Source organism: Zarconia sp., from assembly GCF_057467645.1.
Genome location: NZ_JBRJXU010000012.1, coordinates 13,457 through 32,202, shown reverse-complemented (window position 1 = coordinate 32,202; position 18,746 = coordinate 13,457). Strand labels below are relative to the sequence as shown.

Sequence of the window (18,746 nt, the reverse complement as noted above, 5' to 3'; positions counted from 1 at the left end):
CTCCGGACGCTTGAAGATAGATACTCTTGGGTACGTTCGAGTGCGGCAGGGGCATTAGGGGGTCTGGGTGCAGAGGTGGCGATACCGTCTTTGCTCCGGACGCTTGAAGATAGATACTCTTGGGTACGTTCGAGTGCGGCAGGGGCATTAGGGGGTCTGGGTGCAGAGGTGGCGATACCGGCTTTGCTCCGGGCGCTTAAAGATGAAGACTCCTCTGTGCGTCAGCATGTGGTATGGGCATTAGGAGATCTGGGTACTGAGGCTGCGATATCGGGTTTGCTCCGGGTTCTCGAAGATGAAGACTCCTCTGTGCGTCAGAATGTGGTACGGGCGTTCGAGAAACTGGGTACTGAGGCTGCGATATCGGGTTTGCTCCGAGCGCTTAAAGATGAAGACTCCTCCGTGTGCTCGAATGCAGCAAAGGCATTAGGGAAACTGGATGCGGAGGCGGTGATACCGACTTTGCTCCGGGTTCTCGAAGATAAAAACCCTCGTGTGAGATCGAATGCAGCTTTGGCATTAGGGGAACTGGGTACTGAGGCTGCGATACCGGCTTTGCTCCAGGCTCTCGAAGATCAAGACTCCTCTGTGCGTCAGAATGCAGCAAAGGCATTAGGGGAACTGGGTACTGAGGCTGCGATACCGGCTTTGCTCCAAGCTCTCGAAGATCAAGACTCCTCTGTGCGTCAGAATGTGGTACGGGCGTTCGAGAAACTGGGTTCGGAGATGGCGATACCGGCTTTGCTCCGGACTCTCGAAGACGAAAACTTTTTGGTGAGATCGAATGCAGCAGAGGCATTAGGAAACCTGGGTGCGGAGGCGGCGATACCGGCTTTGCTCCAAGCTCTCGAAGATGAAAACCGCTTTGTGCGTTTTGATGTGGCAGAAGCGTTAGGGAAACTGGGTGCGGAGGCGGCGATACCGGCTTTGCTCCAAGCGCTTGAAGATAGATGCTCTTGGGTACGTTCGAATGCGGTAGTGGCATTAGGGGGTCTGGGTGCGGAGGTGGCGATTCCGGCTTTGTTCCGGGCGCTTGAAGATGAAGACTCCTATGTGTGTTCGCGTGCGGCAAAAGCATTAGGAAACATCAAAGACGATCGCACCGCCCACATTCTCCCCAAACTCCTCACCCTCATTCCCACAGAATCCGGCAAAGACGCATTCCGCGCCCTCACCGCCATTCAAGCCAACTGCAAATTCTACAACTACGACATTTTCCGTTCCCCACCTATTGCGAAATCAGAAGCTAAAAACTCTAATCATCTTCTGGCTAGAATTGATAAAACTACCCAGCAAATTGATACAAGGACACAACAAATGGCAGACCAACCGACGTACCAATCTAAATACCAAATTACCGGAAACCCCACCATTGTTGAAGGCAATATGGATGTCCAGGGAGACAACGTTGGGACTAAAAATGTCTACAACAACTATGCCGCCACAAATCCCCAACTCGAATCCGCCCTGCAAGAACTCAAAACCACCCTCGCCGAACTTGGGCAACAACACCCCAACGTCACCACGGAATCGGAAGCCATCGAAGTCATCAACGGCGAACTCACAAACCCCTTCCCCTCTCACACTTCCAGCAAACTCGCCCTCCTGCGCCAGCAACTCCTCAACCCCGAACGCCACTTCCAAGCCACCAAAGCCACCCTCTCGGAAGTCGTCAAGCATTTCCTTGAAGAAAGCCTCTGGGCAAAAGCCTTCATCACCTATATCGATACCCTCAGCAGCGATCCGGGACAGGGGGCTTAAATGCGATCGCCCTTAAAAGAAGAACATCGCAATCTCGATTGGACGACAACCCAATTGACGCATGGATAAAGCACCATTTGATATCAATTGTCATTCGCCATGCCTGAAGTTCAAGATAAACTCTACACGTTTGAAGATTATCTCAATTACGATGACGGAACGAATCATCGCTACGAACTAGTAGATGGAAGATTAGAAATTGCGAACCCACCTACCTTTCGACATTTGCTCGTTACGAAATATCTAGAACGATGCTTGGATGGAGAAATCGATCGCCTCAATCTTCCTTGGTTATGTTTGAAAGAAGCAGGAATTCGGATGGGATGGCGCAAGTCGAGGCTCTCGGATTTATATGTTGTACCCATCGATGCAGTCGAAGAATTCCTGGATCGCTCTGCAATTTCGCAAACACCTCCTTTACTCGTTATCGAGATCGTCAGCCCCGAATCCGTCACGCGCGACTATCGTTACAAGCGCTCTGAATATGCCGCTTTGGGAATTCCCGAATATTGGATTGTCAATCCGATTGATTTGAGTATATCGATTTTATTCCTCGAAGAAGGTTTGTATGAAGAAACAGTTTTTACGGGAAATCAATCGATTATATCTCGTATTTTTCCAGAACTTTCTCTCAAAGTCGATCGCATTTTTCTCGCTAGAAGTATGAGCGAATCTTAATGTCACTCGTCTTCTGCATTTAACTTCACCTGTTCAAAAGCAATGACTTTCCCCGCTCGAACATCTTCTAAAGACCGGTGCAACTGCGATCGAATCTTCGGATCTTGAAGCATGAGATAATCAATCCAATCATCTTCATCTGCAAATCCAACCAGATAGCCAACGGGTTGACCTTCATGAATTAAAACGATATCCTCTTCCTCCGCCATTTGCAAAAATTTCAGCAAATCGATTTGAGCTTCACTCAGTTGTATTTGTTTCATGACTTACACCTCCTTCTTCAAGCCATTGGTTAACATCAGACTTGTGCTTAATGGCTAAAATAATGACTCGGTTCTGTTTGGGTTCAACCCGATACTCTATGTCATAAAACAGGCGATGTTCGTCCACTCGAAGACGATATTGAGGCGAAATTAAACCTCTGAGCCGTTTTATGCGACTCTTTGAAACTCTGTCAGGCTCATGACGTAAATGCGTTTCGATCGCATCTTCAATTTTTGACCGGTCTACCGCCCGTAACGCTCTTAAATTTTCCAGGGCTGTTTCCGTAAACTCTATATTATATTTCGATGCACTCATGCGCTGATTATAGCGGTTCTTGCACTCATTCGGAAAATATTGATAGACGTACGATAAGTGGATATAGCTCCGCCCTTGTATTGACTAAAACCCAGTGTACCACAATCTGAAAGAGTGAAAACTCGTTGCCCGCGCGACCCAAATTGCTCAAAAATCGAGTAAAAAATCGGAGAAATCGACCCTCGCGACACTAATTTTTCGAGCCGAAGGGGAAAATCTAAAAGGCGATCGCTAGCAAATCGAGGAAAGAATATTGATAGACGTACGATAAGTGGATATAGCTCTGCCCTTGTATTGACTAAAACCCAGTGTACCACAATCTGAAAGAGTGAAAACTCGTTGCCCGCGCGACCCAAATTGGCCAAAAATCGAGTAAAAAATCGGAAAAATCGACCCTCGTGACACTAATTCTTAAGCCGAAGCGAAAAATCAAACAGCGATCGCTCAAAATATGTCTCGAACCCGCAGAAATCATGGGACAATCGAAAATCAGGACAGCCATGGGAATTTGCAATGCAACTGCTTGTAAGTAACGACGACGGAATATTTTCCCTTGGGGTGCGCAGCCTCGCCAACGCCCTCGCCGCCGCCGGACATCAAGTCACCGTTGTGTGTCCCGATCGCGAACGGTCTGCCACGGGACACAGCCTGACGCTACACCAACCCATCCGCGCCGAACTCGTCGATTCGATGTTCGATCCGGCCGTCGTTGCCTGGTCTTGTTCGGGAACCCCTTCAGACTGCGTGAAACTCGCACTGGGAGCCTTGCTCGATTCCCCCCCGGACTTAGTCCTCTCGGGCATCAACCAGGGGTCGAACATCGGCACGGATATCCTTTACTCCGGTACGGTTTCTGCTGCCATGGAAGGCATTATCGAAGGTCTTGGGTCGATCGCCTTTAGTTTAGCCAGTTTCAGCCATCGGGATTTTCAGCCGGCGGTCAAGTTCGCGCGGGCTTTGGTCGATCGCCTTTCCACTCAACCCCTGCCAGCGGGGATGCTGCTCAACGTCAACATACCCGCCGTTCCCGAATCCGAAATTGCCGGAGTCACCCTGGCGCGTCAGGGGGTTCGCCGCTACACCGACTTGTTCCAAAAACGAACCGACCCTCGCGGCAAAACTTACTATTGGTTGGCTGGGGAAGTTCTCGAAGAAGTAGACGACGGCTCCAAGAATCCATATCCCACCGACGTGCGAGCCATTCAAGATAAATATATTACCCTCACCCCCCTGCAATATAATTTGACCTGCCTTGGCGGACTCAACAGCTTGCAAAGTTGGGACGTGCAAAGTTGGGATTGGTTGCCATCCGATGGGTGATCTCAACTCCGGTTGAATCACCATAATTCCGGTGGATGCGAGCAGGGGGAGCAGGGGGAGCAGAGGGAGCAGGGGGAGCAGGGGAGAGAAAGTGACTCGTAAGATTTGTATGTTATGGTTAACTACCCAGATCTGATATCGTTAGCGATCGAATCTTGTTGCAGCAAGTCGGGTTCGGGAGCTGCTTGCGCAAGAGTAATTTCCATTGCTTGAGTGTCAACTCTCTGAATCATTTAGTTTGACCTCCCCATCTTCCCCACTTTCTCTATCTTCCCCACCCAATTTTCAACCCAATCTAAAAAACATTCACTTGAAAGCTTAACCCCTCCCCCTTTTGGAGGAGAGGTCCACTATGAGTTTGTAGGGTGGGCAGTTTTTTGCATGGGGATTTCACTTTGAAACTGACTATCAAACTGCCCAGCGACCCCAACACCAGCTCTCTCTTTGTTAGGCGAAGAGAAAATCACCGCTACCCAGTTCCTCTGGTGCAATGCCCGAGATAATGGCCACATCGCTACCCAAAGCACTGACGATCGCATCGTCTCCATTGGCGGTAATCGTCAAATCCTCGAAGGAGATGCCCAACCCCTCGATCCCGATGGTGTCGATACCCGGTTCGAAATCGACGATCGTGCTAGGCGCAAAAGGCACGGTCCCATTCGCCACCAAAAACTCATCGGCACCGTCGCTGCCATGCAGGATATTACCCTCCTCAGGAGGCAAGAACATATCTGGGGCATCGCCACCGGATACGTTCTCTGGGTTGCTGTTTCCGGTCAGCGGATCGCTATTGGCATTGGGTGAGGGATCGACGATTTCGCGGTTGCCAAAATTCACATCTTCGACGACTTCCCCGGCATCGAGAACGATGGTGTGGCTTTCGGGAACGTTCGGCGTACTGCCATCGCTAGCAGTGCCGTAGATGTTCAACTGCCAAGAATTCCAAGTCCCTATATCGGCACTCGCACCATCGGAGACTTGCAACGTCCAATCTCCCAAGGAAGATTCACCCCAGTGACGGGTGGAAGAAAAGACCCAGCGACTGTAATCCTCTTTGTCATCGCCATGAACCTCCGCCAAGATAGACTCGGTGCCATCGGGAGAAATCAGAGAGACGGCTAAATCGCCTCGGTAAGTATGGTCGGCATCGAAGACCACTTCCACGGACTCGATATCAATGTCTTGGGTAATGCTGACCGTCGAAGAAATTCCCGCGAGATTGTTATCGGGAATGGCAGTATCCACATTGATGATGTCGGAGGTGGTGGACACTTCTGGAGCCACATTCGTCCAGGTTTGCGCCGCATTCACCGCTGCTTCTGCATCGATCGCCCCAAAGCCGTATTTATGGTTAACCAGATGACCCGCACCATTGGTCGTCCAGTCAGTATCTGTGGCATCGTTTTGTTCGGCGGTTTCCACCAAAATGTGCTGTACGTCCCGCCAGGTTAAATTGGGATTGGCTTCGAGCATCAAACCGATCACCCCCGAAACCAGAGGTGTTGCCGATGATGTGCCGCCAAAGTTGTTAATATAACGCCCTTCTGTCGTGGTAGTGGTAATCCCCGGACCCGTCAACGAGTCAGAGTACCCCGCGACGAGAATCGGCGCACCGGGTTCGCTGTAGCTCGATTGCACGCCGTTGTGGTCGATGGCGGAAACGGCGATCGTATAGCGGGAGTTGGCATAGCCGTCGTAGTTAACGTTGTCGTTGCTTTCCAAACCGTTACCGGCGGCCCAAACGTAGATGCTTCCCAATCCACCGCGACCGTTGGTGACCCCATCTTCAAAAACAGCTAAGGTGAGAGGACCGGGTGCTCCTAAGGTCTGACCATCATCAATCGGTCCCCAGCTATTGTTGTAGATGTCAATCTCTTGATTTTCATAGCTCAAGGCATTGGCTTCATCTGCATCCGAGCTAAACCCAGCTGTCAAGCGCAACCCAGCTAACTCCGCATCGGGGGCAGAACCGCTGATGCCGATGCCGTTATCTCCCCGACCGGCGGCCACCCCAGCCACAGCCGTTCCGTGGTCGTCGAAGAAACTGGTTGGAGTCGGATCGGGATCGTTATCGTTGAAGTCGAAACTCAAATCGGCGCGATACTGCACGGTGAGGTCGGGGTGAGCGTGTTCGAGGCCGTCATCCACCACGCCGATAACCACTCCCGTACCGCGAACTTCATCCCAAGCCGCTTCCACGTTGGCATCGGCACCCGGCGTACCGCCGGTTTGTCCGGTATTCACCAAATGCCACTGGTCGCCGAATAGATCGTCATCGGGGAGGAAGCGAGGCGCGTTGCTGGTACTGCGGGAGTGCTGCTGCCGTTCGACTAAGGGGAAGAAGGATTCCACCCCCGGAATTGCCGCGAGTTGTTCTTCGACGGTGGCGGCATCGGTATCGGAGAAGTCCAGACGGAAGGCGTTGGGAATCTGGTCTACCTCACCCAAGTTGCGCGTGCCGAACTGGGTATTGACATTTTTGGTGGTGTTGTCGCCGGCAAGAACCACCACCCATTCCGTGGTTTGCGCTAGTTCTTCGGTACTGTAGGTTTCCAAATCCGCCGCACGATCGATTGCCACATCCACCACATCGGCAGTCGCGCGCGATCCATCCACTTTACGCTCGACGGAATTTGGAGAAATATTATTGCTGCCGGGATAGGTTTGTTCCCAACCATTTTGCAACACTTCCGCAACGGTATAGGTTCCGGCCCCGAGTTCGGTGAAGCGATATTCCCCATTCACATCGGTGGTAGTAGAGGTTTCGCTCGCATCGAGTTGACCGTTTTGGTTGTCGTCGAGATAAATCGTCCAACCCTCTAAACCCGGTTCGTCGGCATCTTGCACCCCATCTCCATTGATGTCGTTCCACTTGAGACCGGCAATTTCTCCAGTGTCTGGGGAAACGTTCGGTTCGACGGTAATCTCGATATCGTATTCCCCAATACTCGACCCAAAGCCGCTACCTTCGAGGAAGGGGTCGTAATCGAAATTGCTGTAACTGCTCACCCCGACGTAATAGGTGTCGGTGGTGGTGGCAGTAAAGTCGAGGTAGGAATCGAGACTGAAGCTTTCTCCGGGTGCGGGTCGATCGTCGCTGAAGGTAATTTCGACGCCATTGGAGTCGAACAGGCGCACTACCGAGTCGAGAGTGGAACCAAATTCGTTGCCGTCAATGTCAATCGTGAGTTGGTCTCCGGCATTGACTTGAACTTCGTAGAAGTCTACATCATCGGCATCGAAGACATTGGGGTTGTTGCCAATCTCGGTAGAAAGGGTGTAGGTTCCCGGTACCGCAGAACTCAGTTCCGTATCGATCGCCTCTGGGATGGTATCGTTGGGTTCGTCACCGCTACTAAGAGTAATGCCAATATCGTATTCCCCCGTGCTAAAACCGGTGCTGCTTCCTTCAACAAAGGGATCGTAGCCGAAGTTATTGTAACTGCTCACCCCGACGTAGTAGGTATCGGTGGCAGTGACGGTCAAGTCGAGGTAGGAGTCGAGACTAGAGGTTTCGTCTGGTGCGGCACTGTCGTCGCTGAAGGTAATTTCGACGCCGTTGGAGTCGAACAGGCGCACCACTGAATCGAGAGAGGAACCAAATTCGTGACCGTCGATATCGATGGTGAGTTGGTCTCCGGCATTTGCTTGAACTTCGTAGAAGTCTACATCAGCGGTGTCGGTGACATTGGGATTGTCGCCGATGAAACTCGATAAGCTATAGGTTCCCGGTGCAGCAGAACTCAGTCCGGTGTCGATCGCCTCGCCAATCGTATCGTTGGGTTCGTCGCCATCGCTAAGGGTAATCTCGATATCGTACTCCCCACTGCTCAATCCGGTGCTGCTTCCTTCAACGAAGGGATCGTAGCCGAAATTGTTGAAACTGCTGACCCCCACGTAGTAGGTATCGGTGGCGGTAGCGGTAAAGTCGAGGTAGGAATCGAAGCTGAAGTTTTCGTCCGGTGCGGCACCGTCATCGTTGAAGGTAATTTCTACCCCATTGGAGTCGAACAAACGCACGACTGAATCGAGGGAAGAACCGAACTCGTCGCCGTCGATATCAATGGTGAGTTGGTCTCCGGCATTCACTTGAACTTCGTAGAAATCGACGTCCGCAGCGGCGGCAACATCGGGGTTATTACCAATTTCGGTGGAGAAGGTATAGGTTCCCGGTGCGGCAGAACTCAGTTCCGTATCGATCGCCTCTGGAATCGTATCGTTGGGTTCGCTACCGTCACTAATGGAGACCTGGATATCGTACTCCCCAGTATTTCCGGGTGCATCCCCCGTTGCGGGAAGGAACGGATCGTAGAAGTCATTGCTGTAGTCGCTCAAACCGATGTAGTAGTTGCCGGTTTCTGTGGCGGTAAATTCAAGATAAGAATCGAGAGACCCCACCTCGCCGGGTGCGGCAACGTCATCGGCAAATGCCAGTTCTGCTCCCGTTTCATCGAAAATCCGCAGAATCGAATCTAAGGAAGACCCGAATTCATTAGCATCGATATCCACCGTCAGCACGCTGCCTTCATCGAGTTGGACGGCAAATATATCGGTATCGAAACTGGGGTCGAGCTCGGGGTTATCGCCGATGAAGCTCGATAGGCTGTAGGTTCCAGCTTCCGCCGAACTCAGTCCGGTCTCGATCGCCTCTGGAATGGTATCGTTGGATTCACCACTATTGCTGGCGATAATCTGAATATCGTATTCTCCACTGCTCGAACCGGTACCGCTACCTTGAACGAAGGGATCGTAGAAGAAATTGCTGAAACTGCTCACCCCGATGTAGTAGGTATCGCTGGTGGTGGCGGTAAAGTCGAGGTAGGAATCGAGACTACCGGTTTCGCCGGGTGCCGTATTGTCATCGCTGAAGGTGATTTCCACGCCGCTAGAGTCGAACAGGCGCACCACGGAATCGAGAGAAGAACCGAACTCGTTACCGTCAATATCGACCGCGAGTCGATTCCCCACACTCAGTTGAACTTGGAATAAGTCCACATCGTCCGTTGCGGCAAGGCTGATGTTATCGCCGATTTCTTCTGAAGAGGTGAAAATTCCCGGTGCGATCGCGCTGAGTCCGGTATTTAAGGCGTCGGGAATCGTATCGCCATTGCGCGTATCGATGGCGGTATCCGTTGACTCGATGGATTCTGAAACGGCATCGGAGTCTGGCTTGTCGCTACCACGATCGACGACAATGAGATTTTCGACAGATGGAGTCTCATCGAGCAGACTCTGGGTGGAGTCGTTGAGGGTTGTATCGTCTTTGAGGGGTTGAGTCGGTTGATTCGGTTGATTCATCTGATTCATCTAATTCTTATTTTGACTCTAGTTGCTGGCACTAGAACTATCGATTCGTATGTCTGGGGGCTGTTGACTGATGCAGTTTCGAGCCTTCGAGGGTAAGACTTTTATTGCACGCGACACTGACACGATCGCATCGATCGCAGACCAGACGATTGTTGGCAAACTAAAGAATGAGAACGAGTCAGGGCGGAAATCCGGAGCAAGCCATCTTGGCTTCAGGGGGATTTTCTCGAACCCTGTCTGTGATGACTACTGTTATGGCTATATCCAGTCGCGCGGTGCGATGGTTAATATCTTGTTCTCGTGGCTGGCAATCAAAGCTGCGAGATGTCCGCACACAGGAGAAAAACCGTCGATCGAAACCGTTGGCGAATACAGCCGTGAATCTAGAGAGCTAACAACTTTGGGATTGGGTACCGAGCAATCGCACTTAAATCTAAAGCGGAATAGATCGTCGATCGATATCGAGCGTCAATTCCATTGTGATTGCAGGGATGCAGCCATTGACAGGGAGTAGCTTGCACCCACTTTTTGGATTGAGAAGTTTGCGATTGCTGTATATATCTATAGGTCGCACCGATGGTTTTTATGCAGGTTGCGCTTAGGTTGAAGTTAAATTTTCTCGATGCGATCGGCGCAAAGCCAAACCCAGAAAGTTCTTCGAGAAATTTGTTAAACTTTGCGATTTTGGTAAATCCGCTTTCAAAAGCCCTTCATTCATCAAGTGCGATCGATTTCAATCCGATGGAATTGACGGGGTCGCGGTACAAATGCGATCGCGTCCGGAGGCTTTCGCCCGATCGAGAGCGCGATCGGCCGCACGGTACAAACTTGTCAAATCCTTACCGTGATGGGGATACTCCGCCACACCCGCACTCACGGTCACTCGCAACGGAGCATGTCCCTTCACCATAAAGATTTCCGATCGCACCGCCTCTAGCACCTGAGACAGCCGCCGCATGGCATCGTGTTGGTTCATCCCGTACATGCCGATGGCAAACTCTTCTCCCCCCCAACGAGCCACGAGATCGTCGCTTCTAAACTGCTGTTGCAAAATCGTACCGATGCGTTTGAGGACCCGATCGCCGGTTTCGTGGCCGACGGTGTCGTTGACGCGCCGGAAATGGTCTAAATCGACGATCGCTAAGCACAGGGGTTGATTGTAGGTATTCGCCAGACGCAAGTAGCGGTAAAGTTCCTTGGTGGATTGGCTGCGATTGGCCACTCCGGTGAGGGGATCGGTTTCGGCGATCGTCCGCAGCAGTTGCAGGCGTTCGAGGCGGTTGAAAATCCGGGTCATCAACTCCGGTTCCGTCACCGGTTTGGGAACGTAGTCATCGGCTCCAGCTTGGTAGAGGCGGTGAATCGTTCCGTCATCTCGATCGCCCGAGAGAAACAAAATCGGCAGTTGGTTCCAGATACTATCGTTACGCACCACCTGACACAGTTCGATCCCGCTAATATGAGGCATTTGTACGTCTAAAATCAGCAAATCCGGCACCGTGGCTTCGAGGATTTGCCAAAATTGCCGCGTATCTTCAAGGGGGTGCAACTCGATGCCCCAAGGGGTGAGGAAGCGAGCCAAAACTTTGAGAATTAAGGGATCGTCATCCACCGCCAGGATGCGAGGTCGAAACGCACTGTATCGCTCGAGGGTATCGCGAACGGTTGCCAGGATGCGATCGGGGGGAATGGGTTTGGGCAAAAAGGCCTGTCCCCCCAATCGAGCGACCGAGACCCGATCGCTAAATCCATCTCGCACGGTACACACCAAAACCGGCACTTTCGGCAATTGGGTCGATAATTCCTCCAGAAACGCTAAGCCGTTGTCGTCAGAATGGGGAAACGTAAGTTCGAGAACGATGATATTGGGAGTCGAACGGGCAATGGCCGCCCTAGCTTCATCGAGGGTGCGGGCGACTTCCACCTGGATGTTCCAATGGGTGCCGCTAATTTGCAGTTCTCGGGTGAGTTCTCCATCGCTATCAATTGCCAACAATCGCGGGGGTGTTTGGGGAGCGAACCTATCTTTAGCCAGCTCGGCACTATGGGGATGGGTCTCTTCCGCGGGCCGATCGAGAAAGGGTTCGGGCAGTACGATCGAGCTTGAGGTCGATCCGGTTTCGCGGGCGGAACTCGACGGTACGAGTTGCGGTTCTTCGAGCAGGCGATACAACTGGGCGAGCATCGATTCGATGGGAGACAGCAAACTCGATCGATTCTTGGGATTCAATGCGACGAGTTCGAGCCAACAGGTTTCGATATCCCGAGCCAGGCGCGATCCCTCGGGCAACCCGAACATCCCCAAAGACCCGGCGAGTTTGTGGGCTTGTTGTTGGGCGTTGTGTTGCAGAGTCTCGTCGAGCGTCCCGTTTTGAACCGCTCGCAGTGCGTCTTCGATGATATTGACTCGCTCTAAAATGGGTTCTTTGAACTGCTCCCACCCCTGAGAATCGGAGGTGGCGGTTTGAGCTTCCTCTGATGGGGATGGGCTTGGCGGTAACGGCTTGAGACGATATCCAATTCCATAGACCGTTTCGATCGCCTCTTCCACGCCACACCCTCTGAGCTTGCGTCGCAATCCTTTGACGTGAGCGCGAACGGTTTCTTCCCCAGGGGGAGTATCGAAAGACCAAAGATGCTCTAAAATCGCCCCTCGGCTGAAGACGTGGCGGGGATGGCGCAAGAACAATTCTAAGAGGCTGTATTCTTTGGGGGTCAGCCGCACCAGCCGTCCTCGATACATCACCTCGCAGGAGCTGGGGTTGAGGCTCAAATCTCCCCACACCAAAACCGGAGCACCCGGCGCGGTTTGGCGACGCAACAGGGCGCGAATCCGAGCGAGTAATTCTTCCATCGGACAGGGTTTGACGACGTAATCGTCAGCGCCCGCGTCCAAACCTTCCACTTTGTCGGCACTGGCATCTCGGGCCGTCAGCAGCAGAACGGGGGTGTTATACCCTTCTTTTCGCAATCGCCGACACAAGCTAATGCCGTCGAGTTTGGGCAAGCTGACATCGAGCAGCAGCAGATCGTAGGTGAAACTGCAAGCATAGTCCCACCCTTGTTCGCCATCGTTCGCCATATCGACGACGTAGTGTTGTTGTCTTAGAACATCGCTGACGACGGTGGCTAATGCTTCATCATCCTCGACAAATAAAATTCTCATAGACTAGTGCCTAAGATTTCGAAAATCGCAAATGAAAACAACATGGGTGGAAGTTCGATGGAAAAGAGACGAGCGATCGACGCCGTGAGGAAAATTGACACAAATGCACGATCGCTCCACAGATGCAACTCGCGATCCTAGGTGTCTATTCTATGAGATCGCTCTGGCTTGGAGAATAACGCAGTTCGTGTCGCGATGTCGTGATTTAGATCGCAAACTTCGTGGTTTTCCTCACAGTTTTGCCCCACTTGACAAGATGGCTCGGCCTGACTTCTTTTGCCCTACAGAGGGAGTCGTTCATCAATTGCACCCGAGGAGCGACCTTGAGATCGTCGCCCAATACTGACTCCAATTCTGCGATGCGCTCTAACAAACCGAACGGACTGGGGTTCTAAAAAGTGTCAGTGTTAAGATTTGAAAATTTTCGCATCGAACGAGACTCACTAATTCTTGACCCTAGATAAAGAGTCGATTTAATGTATTGACTCAGGTGTGAAAAAATCAATACTTCGATCTAAATCTTCTCAATTGAAAACACATTTTTTTCGATTCGGTTGAAAATTTGAATGTCGCGAGTCGAACTGGTTTTCAGTCAGGTCATCCCTGGTGTCACCTTTATCTGAGACGATGGTTTGATGTGTGAACTGGCGAGCGCTCGCCAAAGTGGATACAAAATTTTACACATATATTATGATAACTTATTCTAAGTTAACATATCTTGATTTTAGGTTCTCCTATCTAGAAAATTTACAGGAGTATTTATGTACATCGTACAAATTGCCTCGGAGTGTGCCCCTGTTATCAAAGCTGGTGGTTTGGGGGATGTCGTCTACGGTCTCAGTCGAGAGTTAGACAATCAAGGTCATTGCGTCGAGCTGATTTTACCCAAATACGACTGTATGCGCTACGACCATATTTGGGGACTCCACGAGGCTTACCGCGACTTATCGGTACCTTGGTTTGGTGGGGCAATTCACTGTTCCGTTTATTGCGGTTGGGTTCACGGACGAGTTTGCTTTTTCATCGAACCCCACTCGGGCGATAATTTCTTTAACCGGGGTCAGTACTACGGTGCTTTAGACGACCATATGCGGTTTGCCTTTTTCAGTAAAGCCGCTCTGGAATTTTTGCTGGCGAGCAATAAGCGACCCGATGTCATTCACTGCCACGACTGGCAAACGGGTCTAATACCGGTGATGCTCTACGAAATGTATCAGTATCACGGTATGGGGAACCAACGAGTGTGTTACACCATCCATAACTTCAAACACCAAGGGATTGGCGGTGCTGACGTGCTGTGGGCAACGGGTTTGAATCAGGAACCCTACTACTTCCACTACGATCGCCTGCGCGATAACTTCAACCCCTTCGCCTTGAACATGATGAAAGGGGGTATCGTCTATTCCAATTTCGTGAATACGGTTTCGCCCCACCACGCCTGGGAAGCGCGATACTCGGGAATTAGCTACGGATTGGGACATACCCTCGAATTACATCACTACAAATTTGGCGGTATTCTCAACGGCATCGATTACGGAGTTTGGAATCCCCAAGAAGATCGCTACATTCCCGAACCCTACGACACAGAACACTTCGAGAGCAAAGCCAAGAACAAAAAAGCCCTACGGGAGCGTTTGCTCTTGCGCGACGCCGACAAGCCGCTGGTTGCGTTTATCGGTCGCTTAGACGACCAAAAAGGCGTTCATCTGGTACATCACTCCATTTACTACTCCCTCGCCCACAACGCCCAATTCGTGCTTCTCGGTTCGGCAACGGAACCCGGCATCAACGACTGGTTCTGGCACGAGAAATGCCACCTCAACGAGAATCCCGATTGTCATATCGAGCTGGGCTTCAACGAAGAACTCGCCCATTTGATTTATGCCGGGGCAGATATTATCGTCGTTCCGAGTAACTACGAACCCTGTGGTTTGACGCAAGTCATCGGACTTCGCTACGGTACCGTTCCCGTGGTGCGCGGCGTCGGTGGTTTGGTCAATACCGTATTCGATCGCGACTACGAATCGGAAAAACTGCCCGAAGAGCGTAACGGCTACGTCTTCTATCAAACAGATAGTTCGGCACTCGAATCGGCACTCGATCGCGCTATTGGCTTGTGGCACTACTATCCAGAAGAGTTCCGCAAACTTGCCACTCAAGGGATGGAATACGACTACTCTTGGAAAGATCCCGGTGAGAAATACGTGGGAATCTACGATTTCATCCGTCACAAGTAACTTCTGCGGTGAAGTGACATACTCCCGACGCTCCCCTAGCGGGAGAGCGCGGGCGGAGCGAAGCGGAGGGTTCTTACCAACTCCACCCAACGGTTCGGATGCGCTGGTTCGCTTTATTGACGACACGGGATGCCCCTGGGCACCGGTTCTTTTCTTGAATTTGTTTGAGTTAACAGGTGGCGGTTAGCACTTATTGGTCTTACCTGCTTTGGATATTATATCCGACCTGCCATTCATGAGTCAGTGCGGTCTTGGGGAGCCAGTCTGGTCTTGGGGTCTCCCCAAGTGGAGGAACTGGCGTGTCTCCCCAAGTAGAGCAACTGGCGTCCCGACGCTCATTTGATGCGACGCGGAATCAAAGATTCCTTGAACCGTCGCCAAATAGAGCGCGGGGCTGCTGGCAGGCTAGCTCAACCCATTACTCCGGGTTTTCTGGTTGCGAGCTGGAAAACCCGGTTTTCGATGGGGAGATACGGGGATGGGGTGATGGGGCGATCTCAAGTTCGGATAATCACGGACAAAAAGCGGACTCATTGTCAATTGTCCATTCACTCTCCTAACGGTCGGCGTTACCCTTAACAAAGGATCCGACCGCGACCTCCTGCCCCCACCGGTATTCTCATTAACTTGGCGGTCGCTATAAAATAAAAGCACCCTTCACCTCTTCGAGAGTAATGAAACGACGCCATCTCATCGGTACGGCAACGGCTGGGGCTGCCTTCTTAAGTGCTTGTAGTTCTCAAAGCCAACCTCCCCCCGATCGCAATTCTTCGAGAACACCCATATCTTCCACTCCCACCCTTCGCTGGCGCATGGCCACCAGTTGGCCCAAATCTCTCGATATTCTCTTTGGCGGTGCGGAACTCATTTGCCGTCAGGTCGATGCGATGACCGACGGACGCTTTATCATCACCCCCTATGAAGCCGGGGAAATCGTCCCCGGATTTGGAGTGCTCGATGCCGTTGCCGATGGCACCGTCGAATGCGGTCACAGCGCCAGTTACTATTACTTTGACAAACAACCCGCCCTTGCGTTTGGCACTAACGTTCCCTTCGGATTGTCGGCCGAGCAGCAAAATGCATGGCTCTATTACGGTGGCGGTTCGGAAATCGTCAACGAACTCTACGCCGATTTTGGTATTACCAGCGTTCCTGCGGGTAATACCGGGGTGCAAATGGGGGGCTGGTTTCGGCGCAAAATTAATACCGTTGCCGATTTAAACGGGTTGAAAATGCGGATTCCGGGTCTCGGGAGTGAGGTAATGGCTCGCTTAGGCGTCCAGGTGCAAGTACTGCCAGCCAACGAAATTGTCGCGGCACTGTTTAAGGGTGACATTGATGCGGTGGAGTGGAACAATCCCTACGACGACGAAACGATGGGGCTTCACGAGGCGGCGCCCTACTGCTACTATCCGGGTTGGTGGGAACCGGGCGCAACTTACGAACTCCAGGTGAATCGACGTCTTTGGGAAGAGTTGCCTGTTGAATATCAAGAAATTTTAAAAGTCGCAGCCACCAATGCCAACGTGACGATGCTGGCGGAATACAATGCGAGAAATGGAAAAGTGTTAGAGCGACTCGTCCGTAGCGGAACGGAGTTTATCCCCTTTAGCCCAGAAATCGTGCAGGCGGCTTATCAAAATACATTTGAGTTGTATGAAGACTATGCCAGTGGAGATCGAACCTTCCGTCGGGTTTACGATGAGTGGAAAGCGTTTCGCGATCGAGTATATCGTTGGAATCAAATTAACGAATTGAGTTTTATCAATTTTATGGTGGGGGCTTCAACAGCAAAGAGTTCTTAAGGAAGGTTCGCTCCCCCTCCGCTTTGCTCCCCCCGCAGTTTGTTTACACGAATCGAAGCAATCGGTATTTTCCCTTCCCTGTTTGCGAATTCGGAAGCGCGAAATTCCCCGTTCTCCCATCACCGCGTCTTCCCCCATGCTCCATTCCCCATGACTAAAAATGTCTAATGATACCAGCGCGAACGGCGATAAAATCTAAACTCTAAAACTTCCCGATCGAATGTCAGATACCTCCGGTTAAAACGCGCAGGCATGGAAGATAACCATCTTCCTTGGTCTGACTAGACCGCTGAGATTTGTTCTGGTACGTACTACCGGGTGCAACACTCGCCCGGTCTATCTACAAACCCGAGCTATCGGGTGTGGGACCCAGCCCAGACATCCTGAACGAATTGGTCGAAGGGACGAGACAAAAGTCTCAAACACTCTCTCACGTGAGGATTATCTCCGATGCAACCTGTGCCTGTAATTTCAGCCAAAGGCAACCCGCTCATGCCAACAAAAGCATCCCGAGCGCGGCGATGGGTGCGCAATGGAAAAACCAGAATCTATCCGAATCCACTAAACCAGTTCGCCGTTCAGCTCATAGAAAGACCATCCGGTTACTCAAAGCAAGAGATCGCGGTCGGTATCGACCCCGACAAATGCTTGACAGGGATGGCGGTTCAATCAGCAAAGTTCACACTCTGGAGTTTTAGATGAAGCGGCGCAATTTTATCGAATATGCAGCAACCGGAGCGGTCGGGGCAACAGCCCTGGGGGCTTGCCGGTCAGAAAAGTCACCTTCAACGACAGCCGTGGCCCTAGATTTACCGGTGATTCAGTGGCGGATGGCAACCAGTTGGCCCAAATCCCTCCAAATCCTCTACGAAAGTGCCGATTTGCTCTGTCGGCAAGTCAGCAAAATGACCGACGGACGCTTTGCGATTACACCCTATCCCGCTGGGGAACTTGCCGATGGCTTGAAAGTTCTCGATGCGGTGGCGGATGGAACGGTCGAGTGCGGTCACAGTGCGAGCTATTACTATCTCGATCGCGGTCCGGCTTTGGCTTTTGGCACGACGATCCCGTTTGGGTTGACAGCCATCCAACAAAATGCATGGCTCTATTACGGTGGTGGCTTAGAGACGATGCGGAAGCTTTATGCCGATCTCGATTTAGGGGTCATTAACTTTCCCGGCGGCAATACCGGCGCGCAAATGGGGGGTTGGTTCAAGCGAGAGGTGAATGCGATCGAAGATTTTCAAGGTTTGAAAATGCGAGTGCCGGGATTAGGGGGTCAAATTTTAGAACGCTTAGGAGCCGAAATTCAAGTCTTGGCGGGGGATAAAATTTTCGAGGCTCTCGAAAAAGGACTCATCGATGCCGCCGAATGGAAAAACCCCCATGCCGATGAAATGCTGGGGTTAAATCGAGTGGCTCCTCTGTATTATTATCCCGGCTGGTGGGAGCCGGGAACCAGCTACGAATTCCAGGTGAATTTGAACCAATGGCAGCAGCTACCCAAGGAATATCAAGACATTTTTCAGGCAGCGGCAACGGATGTCAATGCCAAAATGTTGGCTAAATTTAATGCGGTCAACGGTCAGGTGTTGGAGAATATGGTTTTGGGGGGGACGACACTGTTGCCCTTCAGCCAAGAAATTCTCAAGGCAACCTATCAAACGGCATTTGAATTTTACGAAGACATCGCCAGCCAGGATACGACTTTTAAAAATATTTACGAACCCTGGAAAGTGTTTCGCGATCGCATTTATGGTTGGAATAAACTCAACGAACTAAGCTTTGCAAATTTTGCCATAAACTTTACAAATTCTTAAAATTTATCAGTTTTAAACCCACACATCAACCGCTATCCTCAGTTGAGGGGATTGGGATAGAACTCTCAATTTC

Annotated in this window: 12 protein-coding genes; 8 read left to right on the top strand and 4 right to left on the bottom strand. The window is 51.4% G+C overall.

Annotation, left to right across the window (positions count from 1 at the left end; genetic code table 11):
* Window positions 1-1,761, top strand: a 1,761-nt coding sequence (locus AC2215_RS02350) for a HEAT repeat domain-containing protein (protein WP_486808342.1), incomplete at its 5' end; no start/stop codon positions are given.
* Window positions 1,762-1,860: 99 nt separating this feature from the next.
* Window positions 1,861-2,439, top strand: a complete 579-nt coding sequence (locus tag AC2215_RS02345; protein WP_486808341.1) for a Uma2 family endonuclease — start codon at window positions 1,861-1,863, stop codon at window positions 2,437-2,439.
* Between the two features lie 2 nt (window positions 2,440-2,441).
* On the opposite strand, the gene AC2215_RS02340 is transcribed toward AC2215_RS02345, so the two are convergent.
* A complete protein-coding gene (locus AC2215_RS02340; protein ID WP_486808340.1) occupies window positions 2,442-2,702 on the bottom strand; it encodes a hypothetical protein in 261 nt (86 codons plus the stop codon).
* Window positions 2,680-3,018, bottom strand: a complete 339-nt coding sequence (locus AC2215_RS02335) for a type II toxin-antitoxin system RelE family toxin (protein WP_486808339.1) — start codon at window positions 3,016-3,018, stop codon at window positions 2,680-2,682. Before AC2215_RS02335 ends, AC2215_RS02340 begins: the two co-directional genes overlap by 23 nt.
* A gap of 513 nt (window positions 3,019-3,531) precedes the next feature.
* On the opposite strand from AC2215_RS02335, the gene surE reads away from it, so the two are divergent.
* Window positions 3,532-4,338 carry a 5'/3'-nucleotidase SurE gene (gene surE / locus AC2215_RS02330; RefSeq protein WP_486808338.1) on the top strand — a complete coding sequence of 269 codons (807 nt, stop codon included), beginning with the start codon at window positions 3,532-3,534 and terminating at the stop codon, window positions 4,336-4,338.
* A gap of 447 nt (window positions 4,339-4,785) precedes the next feature.
* Here surE and AC2215_RS02325 read toward each other — a convergent pair whose 3' ends face one another.
* On the bottom strand, window positions 4,786-9,636 hold the full coding sequence (locus AC2215_RS02325) for a DVUA0089 family protein (protein ID WP_486808337.1): 4,851 nt from the start codon (window positions 9,634-9,636) through the stop codon (window positions 4,786-4,788).
* Window positions 9,637-9,715: 79 nt separating this feature from the next.
* On the opposite strand from AC2215_RS02325, the gene AC2215_RS02320 reads away from it, so the two are divergent.
* Complete coding sequence (locus AC2215_RS02320; RefSeq protein WP_486808336.1) at window positions 9,716-10,159, top strand: hypothetical protein; 444 nt, start codon at window positions 9,716-9,718, stop codon at window positions 10,157-10,159.
* 219 nt (window positions 10,160-10,378) lie between these two features.
* Here AC2215_RS02320 and AC2215_RS02315 read toward each other — a convergent pair whose 3' ends face one another.
* On the bottom strand, window positions 10,379-12,811 hold the full coding sequence (locus AC2215_RS02315) for a response regulator (RefSeq protein WP_486808335.1): 2,433 nt from the start codon (window positions 12,809-12,811) through the stop codon (window positions 10,379-10,381).
* Window positions 12,812-13,572: 761 nt separating this feature from the next.
* On the opposite strand from AC2215_RS02315, the gene glgA reads away from it, so the two are divergent.
* The 4 genes from glgA to AC2215_RS02295 all read left to right on the top strand — a co-directional run bounded on the left by glgA (window position 13,573) and on the right by AC2215_RS02295 (window position 18,673).
* Entirely contained in the window at window positions 13,573-15,048 is a 1,476-nt protein-coding gene (gene glgA / locus AC2215_RS02310) for a glycogen synthase GlgA (protein WP_486808334.1), read from the top strand.
* Window positions 15,049-15,722: 674 nt separating this feature from the next.
* Window positions 15,723-16,853 (top strand): TRAP transporter substrate-binding protein, encoded by a 1,131-nt coding sequence (locus AC2215_RS02305; protein ID WP_486808333.1) that lies wholly within the window; start codon window positions 15,723-15,725, stop codon window positions 16,851-16,853.
* A 450-nt stretch (window positions 16,854-17,303) separates the two neighbouring features.
* Entirely contained in the window at window positions 17,304-17,555 is a 252-nt protein-coding gene (locus AC2215_RS02300; RefSeq protein ID WP_486808332.1) for an RRXRR domain-containing protein, read from the top strand.
* Entirely contained in the window at window positions 17,552-18,673 is a 1,122-nt protein-coding gene (locus tag AC2215_RS02295) for a TRAP transporter substrate-binding protein (RefSeq protein ID WP_486808331.1), read from the top strand. Before AC2215_RS02300 ends, AC2215_RS02295 begins: the two co-directional genes overlap by 4 nt.
* Window positions 18,674-18,746 lie beyond the last annotated feature (73 nt).

Coding starts and splice junctions, on each gene's coding strand:
- AC2215_RS02315 (WP_486808335.1), bottom strand. CDS start 12,811: ATGAGAATTTTATTTGTCGAGGATGATGAAGCATTAGCCACCGTCGTC.
- AC2215_RS02335 (WP_486808339.1), bottom strand. CDS start 3,018: ATGAGTGCATCGAAATATAATATAGAGTTTACGGAAACAGCCCTGGAA.
- glgA (WP_486808334.1), top strand. CDS start 13,573: ATGTACATCGTACAAATTGCCTCGGAGTGTGCCCCTGTTATCAAAGCT.
- AC2215_RS02325 (WP_486808337.1), bottom strand. CDS start 9,636: ATGAATCAACCGAATCAACCGACTCAACCCCTCAAAGACGATACAACC.
- AC2215_RS02340 (WP_486808340.1), bottom strand. CDS start 2,702: ATGAAACAAATACAACTGAGTGAAGCTCAAATCGATTTGCTGAAATTT.
- AC2215_RS02295 (WP_486808331.1), top strand. CDS start 17,552: ATGAAGCGGCGCAATTTTATCGAATATGCAGCAACCGGAGCGGTCGGG.
- AC2215_RS02345 (WP_486808341.1), top strand. CDS start 1,861: ATGCCTGAAGTTCAAGATAAACTCTACACGTTTGAAGATTATCTCAAT.
- AC2215_RS02305 (WP_486808333.1), top strand. CDS start 15,723: ATGAAACGACGCCATCTCATCGGTACGGCAACGGCTGGGGCTGCCTTC.
- AC2215_RS02300 (WP_486808332.1), top strand. CDS start 17,304: ATGCAACCTGTGCCTGTAATTTCAGCCAAAGGCAACCCGCTCATGCCA.
- AC2215_RS02320 (WP_486808336.1), top strand. CDS start 9,716: ATGCAGTTTCGAGCCTTCGAGGGTAAGACTTTTATTGCACGCGACACT.
- surE (WP_486808338.1), top strand. CDS start 3,532: ATGCAACTGCTTGTAAGTAACGACGACGGAATATTTTCCCTTGGGGTG.